The sequence below is a fragment of the Rickettsiella endosymbiont of Aleochara curtula genome (assembly GCF_964030935.1).
In the GTDB taxonomy this organism is placed as follows: domain Bacteria; phylum Pseudomonadota; class Gammaproteobacteria; order Diplorickettsiales; family Diplorickettsiaceae; genus Aquirickettsiella.
This window is the reverse complement of the sequence record NZ_OZ034990.1, coordinates 768,401-791,507: the sequence shown is the minus strand read 5'-3', so window position 1 is coordinate 791,507 and position 23,107 is coordinate 768,401. Positions and strand designations below refer to the sequence as shown.

Below are 23,107 nucleotides of genomic sequence, written 5' to 3'. Positions count from 1 at the left end.
TGCTTTAGTAATTAATGAAATAGTTTGTTTAAATCTAATTTTTTTAATGTATCGCCTAGTTTCCCTTTGAGTTTTTCTTTGATGATGTCCACACTGAGTTGATCCAGAATGGGGCTGATAGAAATGTGTTCTAAAGGTCCTGAGATCCGAATCGGTATGGCAATTCCTTCAGGGCTACCGTCGGCTAAAATCGGTTGGGCTTGTAATTCATAATTGATTTGTTGCAATGGTAAATTCAACAAGCCTTTACCATTGACACGCAAACGACCGCTGCTAATGATTAAATCATTGTTACTGACGATGCCCTGATTAATATTAAAACTACCATTAAATTTATCGAATGGTGTATCCGAACCTGTGTTCTTAGGTGTGACTTCGTGTTTAAGTAGTGCTTTTCCTAATGCTATCCAATAGGATAAATTAATTCCTTTTAGTGCACCTTGATCTAAATTAAAGTGACCTTGTCCGCTTAAATTTTTTATGAGTGCATCAGTGGTATCACCGGTCGTGGTTACATTAAGGTTCAATGTCGCTAAACCGGCTAATTGTATCTGACTTTTATTAATTAGATCTTGCAACAATAATGCAGTGTTAATTTGATTAAATTGATTTTGCGCAGTAATGAAGGGTACTTTTGGATTAAGATTGACAGTGGCTTTTCCCTGATAATTGCCTCGATAAAATTGGGCATTAATAGGATTAAGCGTAAGCAAATTATTTGAAAATTGAAAGCCAAGATGTATTTGTTGAAAAGTTAATTGTCCTGTTTTAATTTGAGGGCTGTTTAAGCGACCCGCAAAGCTAGGATTATTTAAAATATGTTGTCCTGTAATCTGTCCGTTTAGTTTAATTTGATTAATAAAGGCAATGAGGTCATCAACGGTAATATCTTGTTTATTTAAATCGAAATTGATATGTCCTTTTAGAGAAAGAGGAAGTACGCCTTTAGGATAATTAGGCCCTTTTAAATAAGTATTTAAATTAAGATGATTAAATTCTAGATGGCTTCTATCGGCACTGAGCAAGATATCTGAGCGCAACTTAACGGCAGCATTAATATTAGGTACGTTAGAATTTAAGTTAAACTGAATGTCAAAAGGGGAAGTTTTATTAATAGCAAGATTTGCACTTTTAAGCTGTAGTCCAGTTATCTCAATATGCTTATTTTTTTGCTGGTCAGCATAAATAATATGGCCGTCACGAATGCCTAAACCGGTTACGATAAATCCTATTGGTTTTAAACGATCTAAACGATTATTTTCTGAACTACTAGAAGTTTTGTTAGACGAGGTCAGCGGACCTTCCCAGTTGACCTGACCCTTAGCATTTTTTACCAAATAGAGTGTGAGTCCATTTACTTGAAACTTACCAATTTCCAACTGCTTATGTAATAAGGGGAGTAAACGAACTTGAATGTCTAACTTTTTAATTTGTGCGAAGGGATTACTACCAAAGCCCGGGCTATTAGTCAGTTTGGCATCATTTAATTGTAATCCTAACCAAGGGAAAATAGACCATTGAATATCACCACCTAATTGCAGCTGACGCCCAGTAAACTTGGTGACGGCTTGACTAATCTGTGGTTTAAGATCGTTGGGATTCACGAACACCACTAATCCTATCAAAGAGACTAGGGCTAGTAATATAACAGCGCCAATAAAAGTAATAAAAATACGAAATATCTTAGACATGGGGTTTTATTTCCTCAAAAATCTTCTAAACGGACTATCGCGTAAGCAGGTTCTTCATAGGGGTGAGATTTTTTTAAAGCTGCTATGACCGGCTTAATATTTTTTTCATCACAAAGCATTTCAACTAAATATTCGTCGAGCGTTTCTACGTTTCCTTTTTGACCTTTAAAAGGGTTAGACTGTGCCAAGGGGCGAAATTGACCTCGTCCTAATAATTGCCAAGCACAGTGATCATAATTCCCTAGTCGACCGCCACCCTGATCAAACATTGCTAGTTTGACTGCTTCAAGATGATCGCTAGGAATATAGACTGAAATTTTATACATGGATATTAGTATATAGTATTTGAGATTAAATTTGCGAGTGAGCTAAGATTGTCTATGATAAATCGCGTTAAAAACATTGTTTTCAGTCAATTATGGGAGAATTATAGCTCTCATTTAACCGAGTTAACTACGATTCAAAGTTATATTCAGAAGCATTTTCAGGAAGAATTAATTCTGGATCATTTTGCAATCATTGATTTGCCGGGTCCTTTTACGGGCATGGATACGCTTTCTTGTTTATTCTCTTATCTCGGTTATAGGATACGCGGACAGGACTATTTGGCTGAAAAACAAAATAATTTTAGATGGTTGTCCGAAGAAGTAAGTCCTGAGACTTTGGCCACTGAGGTATCACCGCAAATAGTAGTTGCAGATTTTCGCCGCGAAGCGTTAGCGCCCCAAGTATTAAAAATTATTGATCGTTATGCCGGGTTTGCACAAGCATTAGATCATGAGCAATTAAAATTGTTACATCAGCGTACTTTACAACAAGATGAACAGGCCGCTAAACAACTAGCGAAATTCATTTTGAATTATCTTCAATCTAGAGATTGGCCCTTACCTACTCTGCAAGAATATGCAATAGTAAAAAATCAAAATGAATTGTTAGCGTGGGTGTTAGTGATGGGTCGTCAGGTTAATCATTTCGCTTGGGGAATTCATTTATCTAAAAGTTTTGCTCAATTAAAAGAATTTAATCAATTTTTGAGTTCTACTTTAAATATTCCTTTGAATCAAAAAGGTGGTTTGATAAAAGGCAATATTAATAAGGGTATAGAACAAAGCGCTACCCAACCCACTCTTAAATCCATAAAACTTGCTGATGGAGTCATAGATTTATCGGATCGATTTATCGAATTTGTTTGGCGTTATCCCAAAACAGAAAAAGCCGAAGAAAAAATACGCTGGCATGATTATTTTACCGGTTTTGTTGCAGATAATGCCGATCGTGTGGTTGAATCATTGTATTTAAAATAACTTTTGGAAATGAAATTGAACAAAAAAATTTATTATGTCACCAATAATGCAGGTAAATTCGAAGAGGTTCGCGATTTCTTTGATAAGACTGCTTCGTCTTTCCAGGTTGAACAATACGCTATCGAAATTGATGAAATTCAGAGTTTAGATCAAAAAATAGTGGTGTCAGATAAGGTAAAAAAAGCATTTGACGTGGTTAAGCAACCTTTGTTGCTTGATGATGGAGGATTATTTTTTGCTGCTTATAATCAATTTCCTGGAACTTTATCGAAATTTGTATTCCAAGGATTAGGCTTTAAAGGCTTATTCAAATTGGTAGAGGAAGACAATCGTGCCTCTTTTATTTTACAGCTAGCCTACACCGATGGACTGCAAACGCAATTATTTGAAGGTATTTGTCAGGGTAGGATCATCATGCCTGAAGATTTATCTTCGCATCCTAAACTTCCATTTACAGCCATCTTTAAACCCGATGGTTCTGATAAAACCTTGGCGCAATTACGTTACACAGAGGATTTTTTTCATTTTTCTTTTCGTCAACAAGCATTGCAGAAATTTTTAGATTGGTATCAAACTCAATAAGCTCCTCAAGGAAAAAATTCTGACCAAGGATCAAAAAAAGCTCATTTTTTCAGCTTGTATAGGGACTATTTTAGAATGGTATGATTTTAGTCTTTATGCGTATTTAGCCGGTATGTTTGCGCAGATTTTTTTTCATAGTCTACGTAGCACGGGTTTATTACTGAGCTATAGTGTTTTTGCAATGGGCTATTTGGCACGCCCTTTGGGTGCAGCGCTATTTGGTTATCTAGGCGATACGCAAGGTAGAAGAAAAGCCTTAAGCCTAAGCGTTTTACTAATGGCGATAGCGACTTGTGGTATAGGCTTGCTTCCAGATTATGCAACGATCGGAATAAGTTCTGCATTTTTATTACTTTTCTTTCGATTACTACAAGGTATAGCAGTAGGAGGCGAAGCGTTTGGTTCTGCGTGTTTTATTGTAGAATCGATACCCTCTAATAAAACCGGTTTTTTTTCCTCATTAATTTGGGCTAGCTCCGTGATCGGATTGTTATTTGGGTCACTCATTGTTTTTGTTTTATTCGTTAGTTTTCATGGGCCTTTACTGTATCGTTTTGCCTGGCGTTTACCTTTTATGTTAGCCGCTATTAGCGGTTTAATCGCTTATTATATACGGACACGAACTGCAGAGACACCGGAATTTCAGCGTTTACATACTCGATGTTTAATAGAAAAATTTCCTTTAAAGACTATTTTTGTAGTGCATAAAGTATTGATAGTTCAATTAATGGGACTTTATTTATTATCGGCTTTGATAACCTATCTAGTATTTATTTTCATGCCGGTTTATTTCACAGACGTGTTAGGTCATTCTCGGATCCACGCACATGCATTGAATACGTTAATATTAATTTTACTGATACTGCTAGATATTTTTTTTGGTTGGCTTTCAGATAAAGTGGGTCGAAAACCTTTAATGTTATTAGGTGCAAGCGGATTGATGTGTTTTAGTTACCCACTTTATGTGATGATTGTGCACGGTGCTTTTTTTTCTGTTGTTATTGCGCAATTAGTTTTAACAATTCTTGCAGCCAGTTTTCAAGGGCCGTTGATGGCGCTTACGTTGGATCTGATACCGGTTACAGTGCGCTATACCTTGGGTTCGCTTAGCTATAACCTCGCTTATTCCATTTTTGGTGGCACAGCACCATTGCTTGCGATTTATTTAATAACAAAAACTTCTAATGTCGCCATACCCGGCGTATATCTTGCTATGGGTGCCGTTGTGGCAGTCGTTATGTTAATAACGATTAAAAAATTCACTATCATGGCGAGCGAATAGAGTCAGCGTGCATTCATGGATTGCCACGCACCTACGGTGCTCGCAATGACGAGTAATATTTTACGTGCTTGCAATAAACCGCTCTATTCACGAAATTCCTATCCTATAAGTGTATTTTAACTAGTTCCATTATTTTTTTTACATTTTCTTTATCTTTACTAGCCAATAGTTTTAATTCTGGCCAAGAACGTAACCAAGTTAATTGACGTTTAGCCAGCTGACGCGTTGCAATAATGGCAAGTTCTTGCATCTCAATATAGGAAATATTATTGAGTAAATAATTCCAAATTTGTCGGTAACCTACCGTACGGAGTGCGGGTAAATTAGTGTTTAGATCGCCACGCTTAAATAATTTTTCCACTTCTTCTATGAAACCTAAATCTAACATTGTTTGAAAACGCATTGCGATAGCTTTATGTAGTAGGTTTCTATCCTCTGGAAGCAATGCAATATTAATAAATAAATAGGGTGACGCTGAGAGAGAGGGTGTGAGTTGTAATTCAGTTAATGTTTTCCCTGAAATTTGAACAACTTCTAATGCGCGTAAGATTCGTTGCGGATCATTAGGATGAATACGCTGTGCAGCAATCGGGTCAATAGCAGACAAACGTTCATGAAGCTTATTTAAGCCCAAATCTTTTAGATCTTTTGTTAATTGCTCACGAACCAGAGGATTAGCGGGTGGTAAAGTGGCAATGCCTTGTTGCAAGACATGAAAGTAAAGCATCGTTCCACCTACCAATAAAGGAATACGACCTTTATTAATAATTTCTTCAACTGCGCTGATAGCATCTGTCCTAAATTCTGCGGCGGAATAGACTTCGCTAGGATCATGCGTATCAATTAATCGATGCGGAGCTTGTTTTAAAATAAGCGTAGAGGGTTTGGCTGTACCGATATCCATGCCACGATAAATCATAGCTGAATCGACACTAATGATTTCACAGTCTAAATAGGAGAGTAAATCGATGGCCAGATTAGTTTTTCCTGAAGCAGTAGGGCCCATCAGGCAAATAACAGGTTTAACGTCCACGTAAAAACAACCGGTCAATATCAGATAGAGACAACTGTTTCCAGGTTGGTCGACCATGGTTACATTGATTACTGTGCGAAGTTTGTTCCATATCTCGCAGTAGTTGGTTCATTTCCATCAGTGTCATGTTGCGATGCGCACGTACGGCACTATGACAAGCTACGCTAGAAAGTAATTCGTTAATTTTTTCAGGAATATGCTGGCTGTTAGTATGTTGATTTAAATCACTTAACACGTCATGTACTAATTGCTCAAGATTGCTTTGGGCTAAAAGTTCTGGAATTTGACGAATAACGATAGTTTCAGGACCTAGATTTTCAAGTTTAAAGCCAAATTCTGTGAATAGATGAGCATATTCATCTAATAACAGTATCTCTTGTTGAGATAATGTTAAACAGAGTGGAATTAATAAAATTTGAGTTTTTATACCGGCATTTTTTATGTCTTGCTTTAAGCGCTCATAAAGGATGCGTTCGTGTGCGGCATGAATATCTACAAGAATTAAGCCCTGCGTATTTTGGGCCAAAATATAAATACCATGCAATTGTGCTAAGGCAAAACCTAAAGGTGGATCGTTGAGCAAATTTTCTGTAGGTGTAATTGTTAATGGAATAGAAAATGATCTTTCCGTTAACAATTTTTTCTGTTCTGCAGGCGAAATACTAGGCTCATGATTGATTTTAATATTTTCAGTACTGTAAATCGGAGTATCTAGTGCAACCTGTAAAGGAAAACTGCTTTGACGAGGGTTAGCAATATCAGTAGATAGTTGAGCCATGTTCTCATTTAACTCAGTTGCCGGGATTATTGATTCAACTGTTTGTGGCTGAGGAGAAGTATTAGTCAAAGCTTTTTGTAGACTTTGTTTGACAAAATCGTAGACCAAGCGACTCTCGCGAAAGCGAACTTCATGTTTCGCCGGATGAGCATTTACATCAACTGATTGCGGATCTAGCTCGATAAATAGCGTAAAAGCAGGGTGACGGCCATTATAAAGAACATCATGATAAGCTTGTTTAACGGCGTGATTGATTAGCTTATCTTTCACCATGCGTCGATTAACATAAAAAAACTGGTGATCGCTTTGGCTGCGTGAAAAAGTGGGTAATGAAATCCAACCCCATAAACGCAGATCGATGCCGTGCATATCAATGTAGATAGCATTTTCGACAAACGCGCGACTACATAGTGTGGCAATACGTTGCTCTTTTGACGCTTCGTCGTAAGCAGGATGCAATTGGTAAATGGGTCGTTTATTATGCTGTAAACTAAAGCCTATACCAAAATGACTGAGGCTCAAACGTTTTATCAAGATTTCTATATGCGCGAATTCGGTTTGTTCTGACTTTAAAAATTTACGCCTACCAGGTGTATTAAAGAAAAGATCGTGAATTTCTACTGTTGTTCCTCGTGCACGAGCAATAGGGACAGGTGTTAGCGGATGTTCCTGGTGATAATCGCAACTGATTTTCCAGCCTTGTTGCGTAGTTTCTGTTGAAGAGCTTAAGTTAAGACGAGCGATAGAGCTGATACTGGCTAAAGCTTCGCCTCGGAAACCTAGGGTGTTGATCCGTTCTAAATCATTGAGAGTGTGGATCTTGCTGGTTGCATGTCGATCCAAAGCTAAAATTAAATCATCTTTATGTATCCCATAGCCATTATCGCGGACACGGATGCGTTGCATGCCGCCTTTATCAATATCAATGTCAATTTGCTGACTTCCAGCATCCAGACTATTTTCGACGAGTTCTTTAACGATAGAGGCAGGCCGTTCAATCACTTCTCCGGCTGCAATTTGATTGGCCAAATGCGATGTTAAACGTTGGATACGACCTGACATAATTTGCTACAGTTAAAAGACGGTAATTCTATCAAATTTTTAGCACTAGCTGAATAATCGGATTTTATTGGTGGATTGTTTGCAGAATTTAAGTTTTGATATCCAATATTGGAGATTTATTGAAAATAAAAAAACGCTGTATGGTAAATGAAAGGATAAATAATGCAATTTCCGCAATAATTTTGCTGCTATATACGTTTATTCCAAAACCATGGATTAATGTAATTAAACTGTAAGCAATAAGCCCTAAAAAACTGGCTAGTGCGGTGTATTTCAGCGCAGCAGGTAACCAGTGATTTTTGCTTTTAAATGCGAGGTGCTGATTTAATTTGAAATTGAAAGTGGCCGATAAAATACGACCCAATAATACTGCTAGAAATATATTTTTTTTAAGCCAGTAGGTTAAGAAAAACAAAGCAAAATCAATGGCCGCTGAAATTAAGGAAATGGCAGCAAAGCGGATAAACACAAAATAAATTTTGATTGAATCTATTAAAGGATTAAAATGAGATGAACGATTATGATCTAAATACACCGTTTTTATCGGGATTTCTTGAATATTGACTTGGTGATCTTCGGCAATTAATAACATTTCTAATTCAAATTCATAACCACGCGCATTCGAATTTAATAAAGGTAATAATAATTCCCGAGGAATGACGCGTAAACCGGTTTGCGTATCTTCTAAGATAGTTTTACTAAATAGGCGTAAAATATATTTAGTCAATTTATTGCCAAATCGACTACGCCAGGGAATCGGTGCTTGGTTAAATGTACGTCTTCCTAAATATAGATCAGAAGGTTTTTGCATGAAAACGGTGGAGAGATGAAGAATATCGTGAGGAAGATGTTGCCCATCAGCATCCGCAGTGACGATGCCTAATTCTTTGGGATGACTGGTGGATAACCAATGCTGAAATCCTGTTTTTAATGCCTGACCTTTACCTTTATTTTTTGAATGGCGCAGAAGTTCGATATTAAAAGCTTGAATTCTTGAGAAAATGTTTTGCGTATCAACATCCGATCCATCATCTACCACAATAATCCGTTGTTTAGATTGACTTTCGCGTAAAGATTTTATCAGTGTTACCAGATTATCGTTAGGCTGGTAAGCAGGAATAAGAATAGTTGGATAAGAGAAGTCCATTAACATAGCTTGAGTATAAGTAAAAGAGATAGAGGAGACTAGTCCTTTATAAGATTCACTTTAATAGAAGGTTGCAAAGCTTAAATCTAAAGTCAATGATTCATTAGGTAAGTATCGAATAAGGATAAGGTTTGTTCACCTTCAGGGGTTTTGGCAAAGAATCGAAATTGTCGGTTCATATCGATCAAATCGATATGACAAACAATATCGGGTTTGGGTAGAAAGTTTACAGCACGTTCAGGCCATTCTATTAACCAAATGGCGGCGTGACCAAATTCATCGTAAAGCCCCATGTCGAGTATCTCGTTGGCGGATTGCAAACGATAGAGATCGAGATGATAAACAAAGTAACCCGCTATCTCATAAGTTTCCATTAGTGTGTAGGTAGGGCTTTTGACTAAGCCTGGAAAACCTAAACTTTTTACGAGAGCACGCACAAAGAATGTTTTGCCTGCGCCTAGTTCGCCATTTAAAAAAATGATCAATCGTCTATTTTTAGGACAGAATTTGGCAAATTCTTTGGCTAACTGTACGGTTTCCTTTTCTGTTTTAAGCAACGTGCAAGTCATAAATCACTCTAGAGCATTCGATGAAATCTGAAAAATAAGCAGCATCCGTTAATGCGTTAATTTTTTAAATTTCATTTTTTTTTCTGATTGAGCTTCCTGATCACCTAGGCGACTTGAACGATCGGCTTCATAGTCAGAAAAATTACCGGTAAAGCATTCTATTTGATTATTGTCTTGAAAAGATAGGATATGCGTCGCGATTCTATCTAAAAACCAACGATCATGAGAAATAACCAAGGCACAACCGGGAAAACTTAACAGGGCTTCTTCTAAGGCACGTAAAGTTTCTACGTCTAAATCATTGGTAGGCTCATCGAGAAGTAACACGTTGCCTCCGGCACGCAATAATTTGGCTAAATGGACACGATTACGCTCACCTCCGGAAAGATTCTTTACTAATTTTTGCTGGTCAGAACCTTTAAAATTAAAGCGCCCAACATAGGAGCGAGAAGGCATTTGAAATTGATTAATCGTCATAATATCCAGTCCTTCAGAGATTTCTTGCCATACGCTATGATCAGGGTTTAGTGAATCACGACTTTGATCGATATAAGCAAGCTGTACTGAAGCGCCTTGATGGATGTGGCCGCTATCGGGCTGTTCTTGTTGCATAATCAGTTTAAATAAAGTGGATTTTCCAGCACCATTTGGACCGATAATGCCTACGATGGCACCTTTAGGCACGGTAAAGCTAAAATCATCGATTAGTACGCGTCCGTTGAAGCCTTTAGTAAGGTGATCAAATTCCAATACCGAATCGCCTAAGCGTAATCCGGGTGGGATATAGAGCTCTTGAGTTTCGGCGCGTTTTTGAAATTCTTGCGAGCTAAGCTCTTCAAAACGTGCGAGCCGGGCTTTGCTTTTTGCTTGCCGACCTTTCGGGTTAGTCCTTACCCATTCCAATTCAGCCTTTAAGCTTTTTTCATGAGCGGCTTGTTGTCTGCCTTCTTGAGCGAGACGCTTTTGTTTTTGCTCTAACCAAGAGGAGTAGTTTCCTTCGTAGGGAATGCCATGACCGCGATCGAGCTCCAAAATCCAGCCGGCTACATTATCTAGAAAATAACGATCATGGGTTACAGCAATGACGGTGCCTGGATAATCATGTAAAAAACGCTCTAACCATGCCACACTTTGTGCATCTAAATGGTTAGTGGGCTCATCTAATAGCAACATATCAGGGTTAGATAATAATAGTCGACACAAAGCAACACGGCGGCGTTCACCACCGGAAAGTTGAGTCACTTGAGCATCCCATGGAGGTAAACATAGCGCGTCCGCAGCAATATTCAGTTTACGCTCTAATTCCCATCCACCTTGTGCATCTATCTGAGCTTGTAATTCACCTTGTTCTTCAAATAGCTGATTCATTGCCGTTTCACTCATCGGTTCAGCAAATTTCATGCTAATTTCGTTAAACCGATCCAATAGTTTTTTAGTATCGGCAATGGCCTCTTCCACATTGCCACGCACATCTTTAAGTGGGTCTAATTGTGGTTCTTGGGGTAAGAAACCTATTTTGGTTCCAGGTAATGCCCGCGCTTCACCTACAAAATCCTTATCCACCCCCGCTAAAATGCGTAGTAAGGTTGATTTGCCAGCACCATTCAGCCCTAAGACCCCAATTTTTGCTCCGGGGTAAAAAGATAGCCAAATATCTTTTAGAATTTCCCTTTTAGGCGCAACGATTTTACTCACTGCTTGCATGGTATAGATATATTGTTGTGACATAACTTAGAATTAATTAATGGATTATTAGAAAAAGAGAATACTAGCAACATTAGCTTGAACTAGCCAGATTTTTTGTAGCCCTAATCCTACTAAATTCGGTTATTTTTAGGTAGAAATGTAAGGGGAACGGTCGCCATATAGATCTCAGCGCTAGATCAATTTGCTTGTTATTAGTTGAGTTAAGCAGTCGCACACAGCAGAATAGTTTTGCATGACGGACTCATTTCCTACCCTACGTGAAGTCAAAAACTAGTTTTTGATTAGTGCTTAAAAAGCAAGTAAAATAAATAGAATTTTTATTAATAATAAATTTTTTGTCATCCCCAAAAAGGATTAAATCATCATGTCTTATTTTTTACGAGAAACTATTAGCGATTTTGATCCTGATTTATGGTCTGCAATGCGCAAAGAAGCCAAGCGTCAGGAAGACCATTTGGAATTAATCGCTTCAGAAAATTACACCAGTCCGTTAGTCATGCAAGCACAGGCTTCCGTGTTGACGAATAAATATGCAGAAGGTTATCCCGGTAAACGCTATTATGGCGGTTGTGAATATGTTGATATTGTCGAGCAATTAGCTATCGATAGGGCAAAGGAATTATTTCAAGCGGATTATGCCAATGTACAAACGCATTCTGGTTCTCAGGCAAATGCCGCAGCTTATATGGCTTTGCTTGAGCCCGGTGATACTTTGTTAGGGATGAGTTTAGCGCATGGTGGGCATTTAACGCATGGAGCAAAAGTGAGTTTTTCGGGAAAAATGTATCAAGCTTATTCTTATGGTGTAACGTCCGATACACAATTGATTGATTATGATGAAGTAGAACGACTGTCAAAACAACACAAACCTAAATTAATTATTGCGGGTTTTTCAGCTTATTCGCGAGTAGTGGATTGGCAACGTTTTAGAGATATTGCCGATGAAGTGGGCGCCTATTTTTTGGTGGATATGGCTCATGTGGCTGGACTGGTGGCAGCCGGGTTGTATCCTTCACCCATTCCCATTGCCGATGTGGTGACAAGTACCACACATAAAACTTTACGTGGGCCGAGAGGAGGCTTAATTTTAGCGCGCTCAAATCCCGAAATCGAAAAGAAATTAAATTCAGCCGTATTTCCAGGGCAACAAGGCGGACCGTTGATGCATGTTATTGCCGGTAAAGCCGTCGCTTTTAAAGAAGCTTTAGAGCCAAGTTTTAAAGTCTACCAGCAACAAGTGATAGCTAACGCAAAAGCTATGGTTGAGGTGATGTTGCAAAAAGGTTATAAAGTCGTCTCGGGCGGGACTGATAACCACCTTTTCTTAATCGATATGATAGCAAAAAATATCACCGGGAAAGAAGCAGAAGAGATATTAGAAAAAGCCAATATTACGTTAAATAAAAACATGCTGCCTAATGATCCTCGCTCACCCTTTGTTACCAGTGGTTTACGTATCGGTACGCCAGCCATGACGACAAGAGGTTTAAAAGAAAAAGAGGTGAAACAAGTCGCGCATTGGGTATGTGATGTGCTCGAAAATCTAAAAGACCCTGCGACGATAGAAAAGGTCAGAAAACAAGTCATGGCACTATGCGGTCAATTTCCAGTATACTCCGCCACGAGGGTGTCTTCAATTGCACAATGATGGCCAAAAACCGCTATTTTTCTGCGTTTCGTTACTCATACTATTGTGAGTGTGCCGTTACGATACTTAAAAAATAATGTTTTTGGACCTGTCCTTGCACAATTGAAGATACACTCGGAGCTCAGAAATCTTTTTCTAGAGAAACAATGATGTTTTGTCCATTTTGTAATGAAGCAGATACTAAAGTGATCGATTCGCGTCTGAGTAGTGATGGTCAGCAGGTCAGGCGTCGTCGTGAGTGTTTACAATGTAATGAACGCTTTAGTAGCTTTGAATCGGCTGAGCTAGGATTGCCGCGCGTGGTCAAGCGTGATAATACACGCAGTGCATTTGATCAGGAAAAATTAAGAGCGGGTATGCTCAAAGCCCTAGAAAAAAGACCGATTTCCAGCGAGCAAGTGGAGGCGATAATTTTACGTTTAATGAAAAAATTACGCTCCTTGGGAGAACGTGAAATTTCTTCTCGACAAATTGGTGAGTGGGTTATGGAAGAGCTGTGTGATTTAGACCCCGTCGCCTATGTAAGATTTGCTTCGGTGTATCGCAGCTTTCAGGATATACAGGCATTCAATCAAGCGATTGAACAATTAAAACAAGATATTTCTGCTAATAAAAAACAAGCTCATGACACTGAAATCGAAAAAAAATAATAATTTTAAGCCAAAACAACGCGCACGACGTTTTGCTATGCAAGCCATTTATCAATGGCATTTAACGCAGGAAAAATTTTCTGTTATTCAAGCTAGATTTTTGCATCAAGAGGAAATGGTGAGTGTAGATACTGCTTATTTTCTTTTGTTGGTTCAAGGAGTCTTACAGGATCAAATATCATTAGATAAGCATTTACAGGAATGTCTCGATCGTCCACTAAAAGAATTAGATTTGGTAGAACTGGCAATTTTAAGATTGGCTGCTTATGAATTACTTCAATGTGCCGAAGTCCCTTATAAAGTGGTTTTAAATGAATCTATCGAGCTGGCAAAAATGTTTGGTGCTACCGATAGTTATAAATATGTTAATGGAATTTTACATTTACTAGCAAAAAAAAATCGCCCTACGGAATGTAAATAATTGATAATTATTTTCTCATCATCAATTAATAATGTCTTTTAATGAATTTGATTTGATTCAACATTTTTTTAATCAAGAAACAAGTAATCGTAAAGATGTTGTTTTAGGCATAGGCGACGATGCTGCTTTATTGCAAATGCCACTTGGCCAACAGTTGGTGGCAAGTACCGACACATTAGTATCAGGTCGACATTTTCCTGAAAATACACCCCCGGCAGATATTGGGTATAAAGCATTAGCCGTTAATTTGAGTGATCTCGCTGCAATGGGTGCTGAACCAGCCTGGATATTATTGGCACTTACTTTACCTAACGCCAATGAAATTTGGCTCCGAAAATTTACCGACGGCTTTTTCCCCTTAATGCAACGTTTCCGATTGCAATTGGTAGGGGGAGATATGTCGCAAGGGCCACTTACAATTACCGTTCAAGCTTTGGGGTTTGTTCCGCCGGGAAAAGCTTTATGTCGTATCGGAGCACGCCCAGGTGATCGCATTTATGTCACTGGAACCGTAGGTGATGCAGGTTTGGCGCTAGAAACAATAAATAAAAAAGATTGCTTAGAACTAACATCTTCACAAATTCTTGCAGTCATGCAGCGTTTACATCGACCAGAACCTCGAGTCGAGATAGGCTTAGCGCTAAGGAATATTGCAAGCAGTGCTATTGATGTTTCAGATGGATTAGCGGCCGATTTGGGACATATCTTGTCTGCCAATCAAGTAGGTGCGATTCTGCAATTAGAAAAACTTCCTTTATCAGATAGTCTGCGAGCTTTACCACTCGAAAGAGCATGGCAATTGGCGTTAAATTCAGGAGACGATTATGAATTATGTTTTACCGTGCCAGAATCGCATGAAAGGATGTTACAACAACATTTAACTGCATTGAATACACGCTATAACTGTATAGGGACTATTAAAAAAGAACCTGGATTAATATTGCTTGGGAACAATGGAGCAACTTTTAGTATTGATAAAACCGGATTTCAACATTTTATCTAATAATAAGCGCTGTTATCTGTTCGCCATGGCTTCTAATCAGTATATAATCTTTTTCCAAGAGTTTCGCGGATAAAATGATACGCCAAGGGTGAAAACCGGGAAAACACCGGGCGAGCGGATGTGATGAGCGTGGCCATCCAGTAGATTGCCGCGCGCTCCGCGCTCGCAATGACGAGTAAACTATATATGGTACTTATGTGAGAAAATTATGCAAAAGGATCTAGTGCGCAAGGTATTTAGTCATCCTATCTACTTAATTGCTTTTGGGTTTGGTGCTGGACTATCACCTTTTGCGCCGGGTACCTGTGGAACATTAGTTGCTATTCCCTTGTATTATTTCATACAGTCCTTTTCTTTAGTAAATTACGGATTGGTTTTGCTATTCGCCACTTTGATAGGAGTATGGATTTGCGACATTACAGAGCGAGGCATAGGTGTGCATGATTATTCAGGGATAGTTTGGGATGAAATATGTGGATTCGGTTTAACTATGTTTGCTGCGCCGAAAGGTTGGTTATGGATAGCGATTGGTTTTGTTTTATTTCGTTTGTTTGATATTGTGAAACCTTGGCCTATCGCTTGGATAGATCGCAAAATGCCGGGTGGAATAGGCGTCATGGTCGATGATTTAATGGCGGGCGTGTATGCTTGGATAGTGTTACAGCTAATCTATCATTTTCATTTATTTTAAAAAGCAATCACATATTCAAGTGCGAAGAGTAAATTCTATTCTCGGTGATAAGGATGATTACTTAATAGACTCCAAGCGCGATACAATTGCTCTGCTACAACAATTCGAACCAATGCATGCGGAAGTGTCAAACGGGAGAGTGACCAAATACGCTCAGCATGGTTTATACAAGTGTCACCTAAACCATCAGGGCCACCAATTAACAAACTGACATCTTGTCTTTCTAGCTGCCACTGTTGTAAAGTTTGCGCCAATTGTTGAGTATTCCACATCTGTCCTTTGACGTCTAAAGCAATGACACGAGAGCGCTTGGGAATGGCAGCTAATATTTTTTTTTCTTCTTCGGCAACGTGTTTAGAGATTTGAGAATTTTTATTACGTTTACTGAGCGGTATACTTATTAAATTAAGCTTACATTCCGCCGGTAAACGTTTCTGATAATCTTGAAAACCCGCTTCTGCCCATGAGGTGCATCGGCTTCCTACGGCAATTAGATGAAGGATCATGGTTCTCTAGGGTTGGCTCCATAACTTTTCAAGATTATAAAATTCACGCTCTTGAGGTAGCATGATATGGATAATTGCATCGACTAAATCGATCAATACCCATTCCCCTTCCTTCTCACCTTCAATCCCATAGATGGTCATGCCTTTGGCTTTGGCTGCTGAGATTAAATATTGTGCCAAGGTTTTAACATGCCGATTAGAGTTTCCGGTGCAAATGATCATCAGATCGGTAATGTCAGTAATTTTACTGACATCGAGGACGGTAATATTTTTTGCTTTGTGATCTTCTAATAAATTGACTAGGTCAGTTTGCAGATCTTTATTTAAAGTAGGTTGTATCATAAATATAACTTTTGTTCCAAAATGTAATCCAGGACGGCAGGAGGTAATAAACCAACAGGGTAATTACCACTCGCAATGGTCTGGCGTATGTAAGTGGCCGAGATGGGTAAAGCTTTTACATCAGTCATGAATAATAATCCAGCGGGTTGTTGAGATAATAACAAAGGATTCAAAGTTTGATAGCTTTCAACAAAAGCGTGGATTTCCTTAGGATAAGATTTAGCCTGATCGGGTCTAGGCACAATTAATAAATGTGCATAATCGATTAGCGAGGTCCATTGCTGCCAGCGATCTAATGTGGCTAAATTATCATATCCTAAAATAAGGCCCAAGGGCGTATTCCCTAATTCTAGACGTAGAGAAGCTAAGGTTTCTATCATGTAAGAAGGAGTGGCTCTGCGTAGTTCTCTTTGGTCAATCGAAAAATATGAATAGGGTTGTAAAGCAAGTTGCAGCATGGTAAGTCGCTGTTGTCCGCTAGCCACTATTTTTTTGTCACTAACTGAATTCTTACAAGGAATGAAACGGACTTCGTTCAAACGGAGCTGTTGATAGAGAGTTAATGCAACATGTAAGTGCCCATAATGGATGGGATCGAAGCTGCCCCCAAATATACCTATCATGTGTTGCTGGGCTCTGCAAATTCGAGGCTAAGTGTCTGTAAAGCATTCCAAACTTGACCGTTACCTATCCCTTTTATAAGTTGGTCAATGCGGCTGGCAAGACCTAGTAATCGATACCAATGCGTAAGCGGGTGACGCGTTAAGGCTTGTTGAAATAATATTTGACGCTTTTCCCATACCTGCTGTTCTTTAAAAAGCGTTATTAAATTTTGGCCTTGCTTAAGTTTATAGGAAAAAGAAGCTAATAATCGACATTCGCGACTCAGTGCCCATAAAATTAATAAAGGTTCTACACCTTCTTCTTTTAGGTGTGCTAAGATGCGTAAACAACGTTCAGAGTTTCCTTCTAATGCAGCATCGGTTAGTTTGAAAGGATCAAATCGTGCGCTATCGCTGAGTGCTTGCGTTATCATGTCAGTCGTAATGACATTAGCTTTTTCGTTAAAATATAAACTAAGTTTCTCTATTGTTTGCGCGGTCGCTAATAAATTTCCTTCGGTAGCAAAAATTAGGCATTCAATAGCCGCTTTTTCTGCTTTTAAACCCATGGCGTGAAAACGTTCTGTTACCCATCTAAATAATTGTGAGGTTTGCAGGGGCCATATGGGAATGACTAAACCTACCTTATCAATACTTTTAAACCAAGTAGTTTGCTGTAAGCGACGATCCAGCTTCCCGGCTATGATGAGTAAAAGTTTATTGGAAGGAGGATTTTTAGCATAGAGTGTGAGCGTTTGTGTGATAGCTTCAGAGTAGCCTTGTGATAGATGTAGTTCTAGCAGTTGTCGGTCTGCAAATAGTCCATAATTATTCATACAGCCAATTAGCGAGGAAGCATTAAAATGCGCGTCGGCATAAAATACTTGTCGATCGATAAAACCTGCGTTTTTTGCTGCTAGGCGTATGGCGTTGCAAGCTGCTTGAATTAATACTATTTCTTCACCGGCTACAAAATAAATCGATGCTAAATTAGGTTTATTTAATTGCTGATGTAACTGTTCATATCGACATTGCATAATAGATCTCTTTCATAACCTGCGTTATAGGCTTGATTTCATCGTTAACGCTACTCTGTGGTCCTCATTTACTTATGTAAACTTCGGTCCTCGATTATCGTTCGCTTCGAACTCAAGCCTATCACTTGCTTATGCAAGAGATCGAATAGATCATTGCTGAGGGCAAGTACTGCAGCGAAGCTGCTGGCGTAACTCTGGGGAACCTAAACGAATTAACAGTTGTTGAATAACATCCTGCTGCATATTTTCTTGTAAATCAGTTTCCGTATTCAGATCACCGGCAAGTTGATTGGAAGTAATCGAAAAGGTTCGTGTGGCTTGTATTAATTGTGGTGCCAATAAAACATGGCCCTTACAATCTATGATCTGAAATAAAATATTATAAACAAGCAAATAAGTGGTTGTTTGTCCAGCATTTCCTAGACTGGTAGTCGTGCGAGTAAAGTTTTGTGCAAGGATTTTTAACCGGGGGGATGCTGGAGTCGCGAGTGCGGTATGAACACCTGCCGCCGCTAATGCTTTTTGTAGTTCTTTGGTGAAACTGCTATAGGGCTGATCAGATTCCAAAGAAAGCGTATGAAAAGGTAAGGAAAACTCACAATGACCTCTTAATTGAAAGCCACAAGCAGTTAGCATGAAGCTAAAAATAAGACTAAATAATAACGGGTACCAACGAGTCGTCATAAATATACTCTTCGCACTTGAGTTTTTGTCTGTGTTGCCACTCAATTCGCAATCCTCATGTATCTTGATAAATGAAGGTTGCTTCATTCTCGCGGCGCATTGCCAAAAATCCCATTGCTGTGAGTATACTCATTTTAAATGACAATATTAACTAATTTTTTGGGGACTATAATGATTTTTTTAATCGTTTGATTTTCAGTATAACGTTTGATTTGGGGGTCATTAAGAATAATCGCTTTCAGTGTTTCATCGTTATAGTGTATATCAAGTGATAATTGTGCACGTAATTTACCATTTACTTGTATCACCCAATCAATTTTTTCAACGGTTAAAGCATCAGCCGCCACTTTCGGCCATTGTGCCTTACTAATTAAACCGCAAAATTTGAGTTCCTTCCATAAAGCATGAGCTATATGGGGAACGATAGGGGCTAGTAAGCGTAGTAATATGCTTAAACCTTGCCAGATTAAATGTTTAAGCGTGAGTGCTGCATCATCATCATTAGTAGAGTGTAATAAATGGCTGGCTGTTTGTAGCGTATTCAAAAGTTTCATGCAACTGGCAATAACGGTATTAAATTGTTGCCGTTCATAATCATTGCGCGCAACTTGTAAAATCTCATGAATTTGCCGACGTAAACTACGATATTCATTTGGAATTTTTGTCCAATCGATGGCCTGTGTGAAACTATGTTTATGCGTTTCATTGAGTTCCATTATCCAAGAATTGCCATACGCTAAAGCCCATAAACGTTTTAAAAATCGATAAGCGCCTTCGACACCTGCATCAGACCATTCTAAGGACTGCTCAGGAGGGGCCGCGAATAAAATAAATAATCGTAAAGTATCCGCTCCATACTGTGACATCAGTTTGGCAGGATCGACAGTATTTCCCTTAGATTTAGACATTTTTGCGCCGTCTTTGAGCACCATGCCTTGTGTCAGCAAGCGTGTAAAGGGTTCATTAGAATTCAGTAAATCTAAATCGCGTAATACTTTATGAAAAAAACGCGCATAGAGTAAATGTAATACCGCATGTTCAATGCCGCCAATGTAATGATCAACAGGCGTCCAATATTTTGCTCTGTCATCTAACATGGCTCTGTTTTGCGTCGGGCAGGCAAAACGTGCGTAATACCATGAAGATTCGACGAACGTATCTAGAGTATCTGTTTCTCTGGTGGCTGGCTGTTTACACGTAGGACAGTGGGTTTGATAAAACTCAGGCATATTTTTTAAAGGCGAACCAACGCCCTTAAATTCTATGCTTTCCGGAAGTACAACAGGTAAATCTTCTTCTGGAACAGGAACTACACCACAAGTAGGACAGTAAATAATAGGAATAGGTGTTCCCCAATAACGTTGACGTGAAACACCCCAATCACGAAGTCGGTAATGGGTGGTATGCACAGCGGTTTTTTCTTTTATTAATTGTTTTGCAATCGTTACAGAGGCTAATTCAACACTTAATCCGGTATAAGGACCCGAATTCATTAATGTTCCAGTATGCGAAATAAGCGCAGCTGACTGATAATCGTGTGACTGAGCGGATAGTATGACCGGGCGTATTGGTAGATCATATTTCTTTGCGAATTCAAAATCGCGCTCATCGTGAGCAGGCACTCCCATAATCGCTCCCGAGCCATAGTCAGTTTTGACAAAGTTGGCAATCCATATCGGCAAATTTTCCTTAGTCAGTGGATTGCAGGCGTTGAGTTGAGTGCTAAAACCTTTCTTTTCTAAATGCGCAGTGGCTTCTTCAGATGTTGGGATTTGTTGATAACGGGCAATGATAGCTTGCAACTTGGGATCGTGCTTGGCGACATAGTGTGCAATCGGATGCTGAGGCGAAACCGCGATAAAAGTAGTGCCAAATAGAGTGTCAGGACGGGTAGTAAAAACTTCAATCGAGTCTAATGCAGGATGATCAACTGTAAACTGAATCGTTAAGCCTTGAGATCGACCTATCCAATTGCGCTGCATGGTTTTGACTTCATCAGGCCATGCTTCTAAAGTATCAAGGTCATTTAATAATTCATCGGCATAATCGGTGATTTTTAAAAACCATTGCGGAATTTCTTTACGTTCTACAAGTGCACCAGAACGCCAACCGCGACCATCAATCACTTGTTCATTCGCTAATACGGTTTTATCAACAGGATCCCAATTCACCACGGCGTTTTTTTTATAGGCTAAGCCGTTCTTAAGTAATTGAATAAAAAGCCATTGCTCCCATCGGTAATAATCGGGTTTACACGTAGTAATTTCTCGACTCCAATCAAAACTTAAGCCGAGTTGTTTAAATTGTTTACGCATATGCTCAATGTTGGCATAAGTCCATTTGGCGGGTGGTATTCCTTTTTCGATCGCAGCATTTTCAGCAGGTAATCCAAAAGCATCCCAACCGATGGGGTGCAAAACATTTTTACCTAGCATGCGCTGATAGCGCGCAATGACATCACCCAACACATAATTACGAACATGACCTACGTGTAAATGACCGCTAGGGTAGGGAAACATAGAGAGGCAATAAAATTTTTCTTTATTAAGATCTTCAGTGACCTTGAAACATTGATGCTCTTCCCAAAATTTTTGGATGTCAGCTTCAAGTGCTAATGGTTGATATTGTTCTTGCATGTGGCTAATACCTTGTTTTATATGATAGCCGTTTGGATAAGGCTTGAGTCTGTGAGCCTGAATTAACCGAAGTATATCGGACTAAGTATAACCTTTTCGATAAGCGTAACATAAGATACATAATCCTACTAAAAAGATAATAATGGGACCATCGCCTAGATACACCCAGGGAGTTAAACCGACACTTTTATAGATCAAGCTGGTTAGTACACCGCTCTCGAAGGCAGGAAGTTGCGCTATAATTTTTCCTTTAGGTGTCACGATTGCTGTTAGGCCAGTATTGCTTAGGAAAGCTAAATAGCGTCCGGTGGCTAAGGCTTGAAACTGACCAATTTGTAGATGTTGAGCTAAAGCAAAAGAATGCCCGAACCAAGCATCATCATTTATGGTTAATAATAACTGAGCATGGTCTTGCAATGCTTGCCGTACTAAACCGGAATAAGCAATTTCGTAACAAATAAATGTGCCCAAATCCACATTGGCTACGTTGAATGCCGGTTGGTGATTGGGTCCTGGTGAAAAACTAGACATCGGAATATCTAATAAATTTAATAAGCCATGAGCCCAGATAATCCACCAAGGGAGATATTCACCGAAGATAACCAGTCGTTGTTTATAGTAAGTGGCATGATCCAGGCCTAAGGCTAACATGCCATTGTAGTATTGAAAGCCTTTCTGGATAGGAATTCCAGTAATCAGTGTGGTTTTATGTTGTTTGGCTTGCTGGTCAAGCTGTTTTAAAAAAGCTTGTGCTTGATTTTGTAAGAGAGGAATGGCAGCTTCTGGCCAAATGATGAGTCGACTATTCCAATGCGATTGTGTTAATTGCTGATAATGTATTAATGATGCTTTTTGATATTCAGGCTCCCATTTTACTTCTTGGGGAATATTAGCTTGTATCAGACTGATTTGAATTGGTTTCCCTTGAACGTGTGTCCAAGGGATAAAAGTTAAGGCATAACCTATCGCCCATAAGCCTATCAGCGCAAATAAGGGGCGACAATAATGAAAATTTTTTAGATCAAACTGACAATCGAAATATTTATTTAAAAAAGGGCAGAATAAAGTAAGCAATAAACTGGCAGACAAAGCGATTAGAAATGCGAGTGCATAGATTCCAAAAATCGGAGCATAGCCACTGAGAGGCGTGTTTACTTGGCTGCTGCCTAGTAATAGCCAAGGAAAACCAGTCAATATCCAACTCCGCACCCATTCTGCTAATGCCCAAGAGCTAGGAAAGATTAAATAAAGCTTGGTGAACGTATTACTAGGGAAAAAACGATTTAACAGAAAACCTTGGATGCCGGTAAATGAAGCTAAAATAAAAATAAATAGCGCAGTAATTAAGGAAGCTAAAAAAACAGAAGTATGGCCAAATTCATGAATACTAATAAATACCCATGAGACACCTATACCATAAAAACCTATACCAAAAATTAATCCCAAAATAAAAGCACGTTGCGCTGAGCTATTTATCCAGAGTAATAACAATAAAGCGGGTGAAAAAATAGCTAAAGGATAAATACCCATCGGGGCAAAAGCGAAGGCTAGCAAGCCGCCAGCAATGAGCGCGCTTATTTCTTTATAGTAGATCATAAAATTGCATAAGAACGAGTAGGCCAGTTGCATAACCGGCGTGCTAGACTTAATTTCATCGTTAAACGCCAGTCTACGGCCCTCATTTACTCATGTAAACTCCGATCCTCGACTATCGTTTGCCTCGAACTTGAGC

The 23,107-nt window shown here is 39.0% G+C and carries 22 protein-coding genes; 8 read left to right on the top strand and 14 right to left on the bottom strand.

The annotated features are described in order from the left end of the window. Positions 1-11: 11 nt before the first annotated feature. Positions 12-1,691, bottom strand: coding sequence for an AsmA family protein (locus AAHF87_RS03450; protein ID WP_342147045.1), 1,680 nt, complete (start codon positions 1,689-1,691; stop codon positions 12-14). Positions 1,692-1,705: 14 nt separating this feature from the next. Continuing rightward, positions 1,706-2,017, bottom strand: coding sequence for an NGG1p interacting factor NIF3 (locus AAHF87_RS03445; protein WP_342147044.1), 312 nt, complete (start codon positions 2,015-2,017; stop codon positions 1,706-1,708). Positions 2,018-2,071: 54 nt separating this feature from the next. Here AAHF87_RS03445 and AAHF87_RS03440 point away from each other — a divergent pair, with 54 nt between their 5' ends. The 3 genes from AAHF87_RS03440 to AAHF87_RS03430 are packed head-to-tail and all read left to right on the top strand — an operon-like array spanning position 2,072 to position 4,859. Further along, positions 2,072-2,995 (top strand): 2-oxoadipate dioxygenase/decarboxylase family protein, encoded by a 924-nt coding sequence (locus tag AAHF87_RS03440; RefSeq protein WP_342147042.1) that lies wholly within the window; start codon positions 2,072-2,074, stop codon positions 2,993-2,995. Positions 2,996-3,010: 15 nt separating this feature from the next. Next, on the top strand, positions 3,011-3,577 hold the full coding sequence (locus AAHF87_RS03435; RefSeq protein WP_342147040.1) for a non-canonical purine NTP pyrophosphatase: 567 nt from the start codon (positions 3,011-3,013) through the stop codon (positions 3,575-3,577). Further along, the gene (locus AAHF87_RS03430; RefSeq protein ID WP_342147871.1) at positions 3,558-4,859 is read left to right on the top strand and encodes an MFS transporter; all 1,302 of its coding nucleotides are present in this window, start codon (positions 3,558-3,560) and stop codon (positions 4,857-4,859) included. The genes AAHF87_RS03435 and AAHF87_RS03430 overlap by 20 nt, the downstream gene beginning before the upstream one ends. A gap of 103 nt (positions 4,860-4,962) precedes the next feature. Here AAHF87_RS03430 and miaA read toward each other — a convergent pair whose 3' ends face one another. The 5 genes from miaA to ettA form a co-directional block, all read right to left on the bottom strand. Continuing rightward, positions 4,963-5,865, bottom strand: coding sequence for a tRNA (adenosine(37)-N6)-dimethylallyltransferase MiaA (gene miaA / locus AAHF87_RS03425; protein ID WP_425288010.1), 903 nt, complete (start codon positions 5,863-5,865; stop codon positions 4,963-4,965). Between the two features lie 16 nt (positions 5,866-5,881). Continuing rightward, positions 5,882-7,732, bottom strand: a complete 1,851-nt coding sequence (gene mutL / locus AAHF87_RS03420; RefSeq protein ID WP_342147036.1) for a DNA mismatch repair endonuclease MutL — start codon at positions 7,730-7,732, stop codon at positions 5,882-5,884. Between the two features lie 88 nt (positions 7,733-7,820). Next, on the bottom strand, positions 7,821-8,879 hold the full coding sequence (locus tag AAHF87_RS03415) for a bifunctional glycosyltransferase family 2/GtrA family protein (RefSeq protein WP_342147035.1): 1,059 nt from the start codon (positions 8,877-8,879) through the stop codon (positions 7,821-7,823). A gap of 92 nt (positions 8,880-8,971) precedes the next feature. After that, on the bottom strand, positions 8,972-9,448 hold the full coding sequence (gene tsaE / locus AAHF87_RS03410) for a tRNA (adenosine(37)-N6)-threonylcarbamoyltransferase complex ATPase subunit type 1 TsaE (RefSeq protein WP_342147034.1): 477 nt from the start codon (positions 9,446-9,448) through the stop codon (positions 8,972-8,974). Positions 9,449-9,496: 48 nt separating this feature from the next. Then, the gene (gene ettA, locus AAHF87_RS03405; RefSeq protein ID WP_342147032.1) at positions 9,497-11,176 is read right to left on the bottom strand and encodes an energy-dependent translational throttle protein EttA; all 1,680 of its coding nucleotides are present in this window, start codon (positions 11,174-11,176) and stop codon (positions 9,497-9,499) included. Positions 11,177-11,519: 343 nt separating this feature from the next. On the opposite strand from ettA, the gene glyA reads away from it, so the two are divergent. The 5 genes from glyA (at position 11,520) to AAHF87_RS03380 (ending at position 15,568) form a co-directional block, all read left to right on the top strand. Next, on the top strand, positions 11,520-12,803 hold the full coding sequence (gene glyA / locus AAHF87_RS03400) for a serine hydroxymethyltransferase (protein ID WP_342147030.1): 1,284 nt from the start codon (positions 11,520-11,522) through the stop codon (positions 12,801-12,803). A gap of 149 nt (positions 12,804-12,952) precedes the next feature. After that, positions 12,953-13,453 (top strand): transcriptional regulator NrdR, encoded by a 501-nt coding sequence (nrdR, locus tag AAHF87_RS03395; protein ID WP_342147870.1) that lies wholly within the window; start codon positions 12,953-12,955, stop codon positions 13,451-13,453. Beyond that, the gene (gene nusB / locus AAHF87_RS03390; protein WP_342147028.1) at positions 13,428-13,874 is read left to right on the top strand and encodes a transcription antitermination factor NusB; all 447 of its coding nucleotides are present in this window, start codon (positions 13,428-13,430) and stop codon (positions 13,872-13,874) included. Before nrdR ends, nusB begins: the two co-directional genes overlap by 26 nt. Positions 13,875-13,905: 31 nt before the next feature. Further along, positions 13,906-14,877 (top strand): thiamine-phosphate kinase, encoded by a 972-nt coding sequence (gene thiL, locus AAHF87_RS03385; RefSeq protein WP_342147027.1) that lies wholly within the window; start codon positions 13,906-13,908, stop codon positions 14,875-14,877. A 208-nt stretch (positions 14,878-15,085) separates the two neighbouring features. Beyond that, complete coding sequence (locus AAHF87_RS03380) at positions 15,086-15,568, top strand: phosphatidylglycerophosphatase A family protein (protein ID WP_425287993.1); 483 nt, start codon at positions 15,086-15,088, stop codon at positions 15,566-15,568. Between the two features lie 35 nt (positions 15,569-15,603). On the opposite strand, the gene rlmH is transcribed toward AAHF87_RS03380, so the two are convergent. The 7 genes from rlmH to lnt form a co-directional block, all read right to left on the bottom strand. Next, the gene (rlmH, locus tag AAHF87_RS03375) at positions 15,604-16,074 is read right to left on the bottom strand and encodes a 23S rRNA (pseudouridine(1915)-N(3))-methyltransferase RlmH (protein WP_342147026.1); all 471 of its coding nucleotides are present in this window, start codon (positions 16,072-16,074) and stop codon (positions 15,604-15,606) included. A gap of 6 nt (positions 16,075-16,080) precedes the next feature. Beyond that, on the bottom strand, positions 16,081-16,416 hold the full coding sequence (gene rsfS / locus AAHF87_RS03370; RefSeq protein ID WP_342147024.1) for a ribosome silencing factor: 336 nt from the start codon (positions 16,414-16,416) through the stop codon (positions 16,081-16,083). Continuing rightward, a complete protein-coding gene (gene nadD, locus AAHF87_RS03365) occupies positions 16,413-17,039 on the bottom strand; it encodes a nicotinate-nucleotide adenylyltransferase (protein ID WP_342147023.1) in 627 nt (208 codons plus the stop codon). The genes rsfS and nadD overlap by 4 nt, the downstream gene beginning before the upstream one ends. Continuing rightward, a complete protein-coding gene (holA, locus tag AAHF87_RS03360) occupies positions 17,036-18,055 on the bottom strand; it encodes a DNA polymerase III subunit delta (protein WP_342147022.1) in 1,020 nt (339 codons plus the stop codon). The genes nadD and holA overlap by 4 nt, the downstream gene beginning before the upstream one ends. A gap of 150 nt (positions 18,056-18,205) precedes the next feature. Continuing rightward, complete coding sequence (gene lptE / locus AAHF87_RS03355; protein WP_342147020.1) at positions 18,206-18,739, bottom strand: LPS assembly lipoprotein LptE; 534 nt, start codon at positions 18,737-18,739, stop codon at positions 18,206-18,208. 134 nt (positions 18,740-18,873) lie between these two features. Beyond that, positions 18,874-21,375, bottom strand: a complete 2,502-nt coding sequence (gene leuS / locus AAHF87_RS03350) for a leucine--tRNA ligase (RefSeq protein WP_342147018.1) — start codon at positions 21,373-21,375, stop codon at positions 18,874-18,876. Positions 21,376-21,456: 81 nt separating this feature from the next. Next, the gene (gene lnt, locus AAHF87_RS03345) at positions 21,457-22,971 is read right to left on the bottom strand and encodes an apolipoprotein N-acyltransferase (RefSeq protein WP_342147017.1); all 1,515 of its coding nucleotides are present in this window, start codon (positions 22,969-22,971) and stop codon (positions 21,457-21,459) included. Positions 22,972-23,107: the final 136 nt, after the last annotated feature.

Bases quoted from the DNA above. Each gene is read 5' to 3' on its own strand.
- thiL (WP_342147027.1), top strand. From the start codon at position 13,906: ATGTCTTTTAATGAATTTGATTTGATTCAACATTTTTTTAATCAAGAA.
- lptE (WP_342147020.1), bottom strand. From the start codon at position 18,739: ATGACGACTCGTTGGTACCCGTTATTATTTAGTCTTATTTTTAGCTTC.
- nadD (WP_342147023.1), bottom strand. From the start codon at position 17,039: ATGATAGGTATATTTGGGGGCAGCTTCGATCCCATCCATTATGGGCAC.
- AAHF87_RS03415 (WP_342147035.1), bottom strand. From the start codon at position 8,879: ATGGACTTCTCTTATCCAACTATTCTTATTCCTGCTTACCAGCCTAAC.
- rsfS (WP_342147024.1), bottom strand. From the start codon at position 16,416: ATGATACAACCTACTTTAAATAAAGATCTGCAAACTGACCTAGTCAAT.
- nrdR (WP_342147870.1), top strand. From the start codon at position 12,953: ATGTTTTGTCCATTTTGTAATGAAGCAGATACTAAAGTGATCGATTCG.
- AAHF87_RS03445 (WP_342147044.1), bottom strand. From the start codon at position 2,017: ATGTATAAAATTTCAGTCTATATTCCTAGCGATCATCTTGAAGCAGTC.
- AAHF87_RS03440 (WP_342147042.1), top strand. From the start codon at position 2,072: ATGATAAATCGCGTTAAAAACATTGTTTTCAGTCAATTATGGGAGAAT.
- tsaE (WP_342147034.1), bottom strand. From the start codon at position 9,448: ATGACTTGCACGTTGCTTAAAACAGAAAAGGAAACCGTACAGTTAGCC.
- leuS (WP_342147018.1), bottom strand. From the start codon at position 21,375: ATGCAAGAACAATATCAACCATTAGCACTTGAAGCTGACATCCAAAAA.
- nusB (WP_342147028.1), top strand. From the start codon at position 13,428: ATGACACTGAAATCGAAAAAAAATAATAATTTTAAGCCAAAACAACGC.
- AAHF87_RS03450 (WP_342147045.1), bottom strand. From the start codon at position 1,691: ATGTCTAAGATATTTCGTATTTTTATTACTTTTATTGGCGCTGTTATA.
- holA (WP_342147022.1), bottom strand. From the start codon at position 18,055: ATGCAATGTCGATATGAACAGTTACATCAGCAATTAAATAAACCTAAT.
- lnt (WP_342147017.1), bottom strand. From the start codon at position 22,971: ATGATCTACTATAAAGAAATAAGCGCGCTCATTGCTGGCGGCTTGCTA.
- AAHF87_RS03380 (WP_425287993.1), top strand. From the start codon at position 15,086: ATGCAAAAGGATCTAGTGCGCAAGGTATTTAGTCATCCTATCTACTTA.
- miaA (WP_425288010.1), bottom strand. From the start codon at position 5,865: ATGGGCCCTACTGCTTCAGGAAAAACTAATCTGGCCATCGATTTACTC.
- glyA (WP_342147030.1), top strand. From the start codon at position 11,520: ATGTCTTATTTTTTACGAGAAACTATTAGCGATTTTGATCCTGATTTA.
- mutL (WP_342147036.1), bottom strand. From the start codon at position 7,732: ATGTCAGGTCGTATCCAACGTTTAACATCGCATTTGGCCAATCAAATT.
- ettA (WP_342147032.1), bottom strand. From the start codon at position 11,176: ATGTCACAACAATATATCTATACCATGCAAGCAGTGAGTAAAATCGTT.
- rlmH (WP_342147026.1), bottom strand. From the start codon at position 16,074: ATGATCCTTCATCTAATTGCCGTAGGAAGCCGATGCACCTCATGGGCA.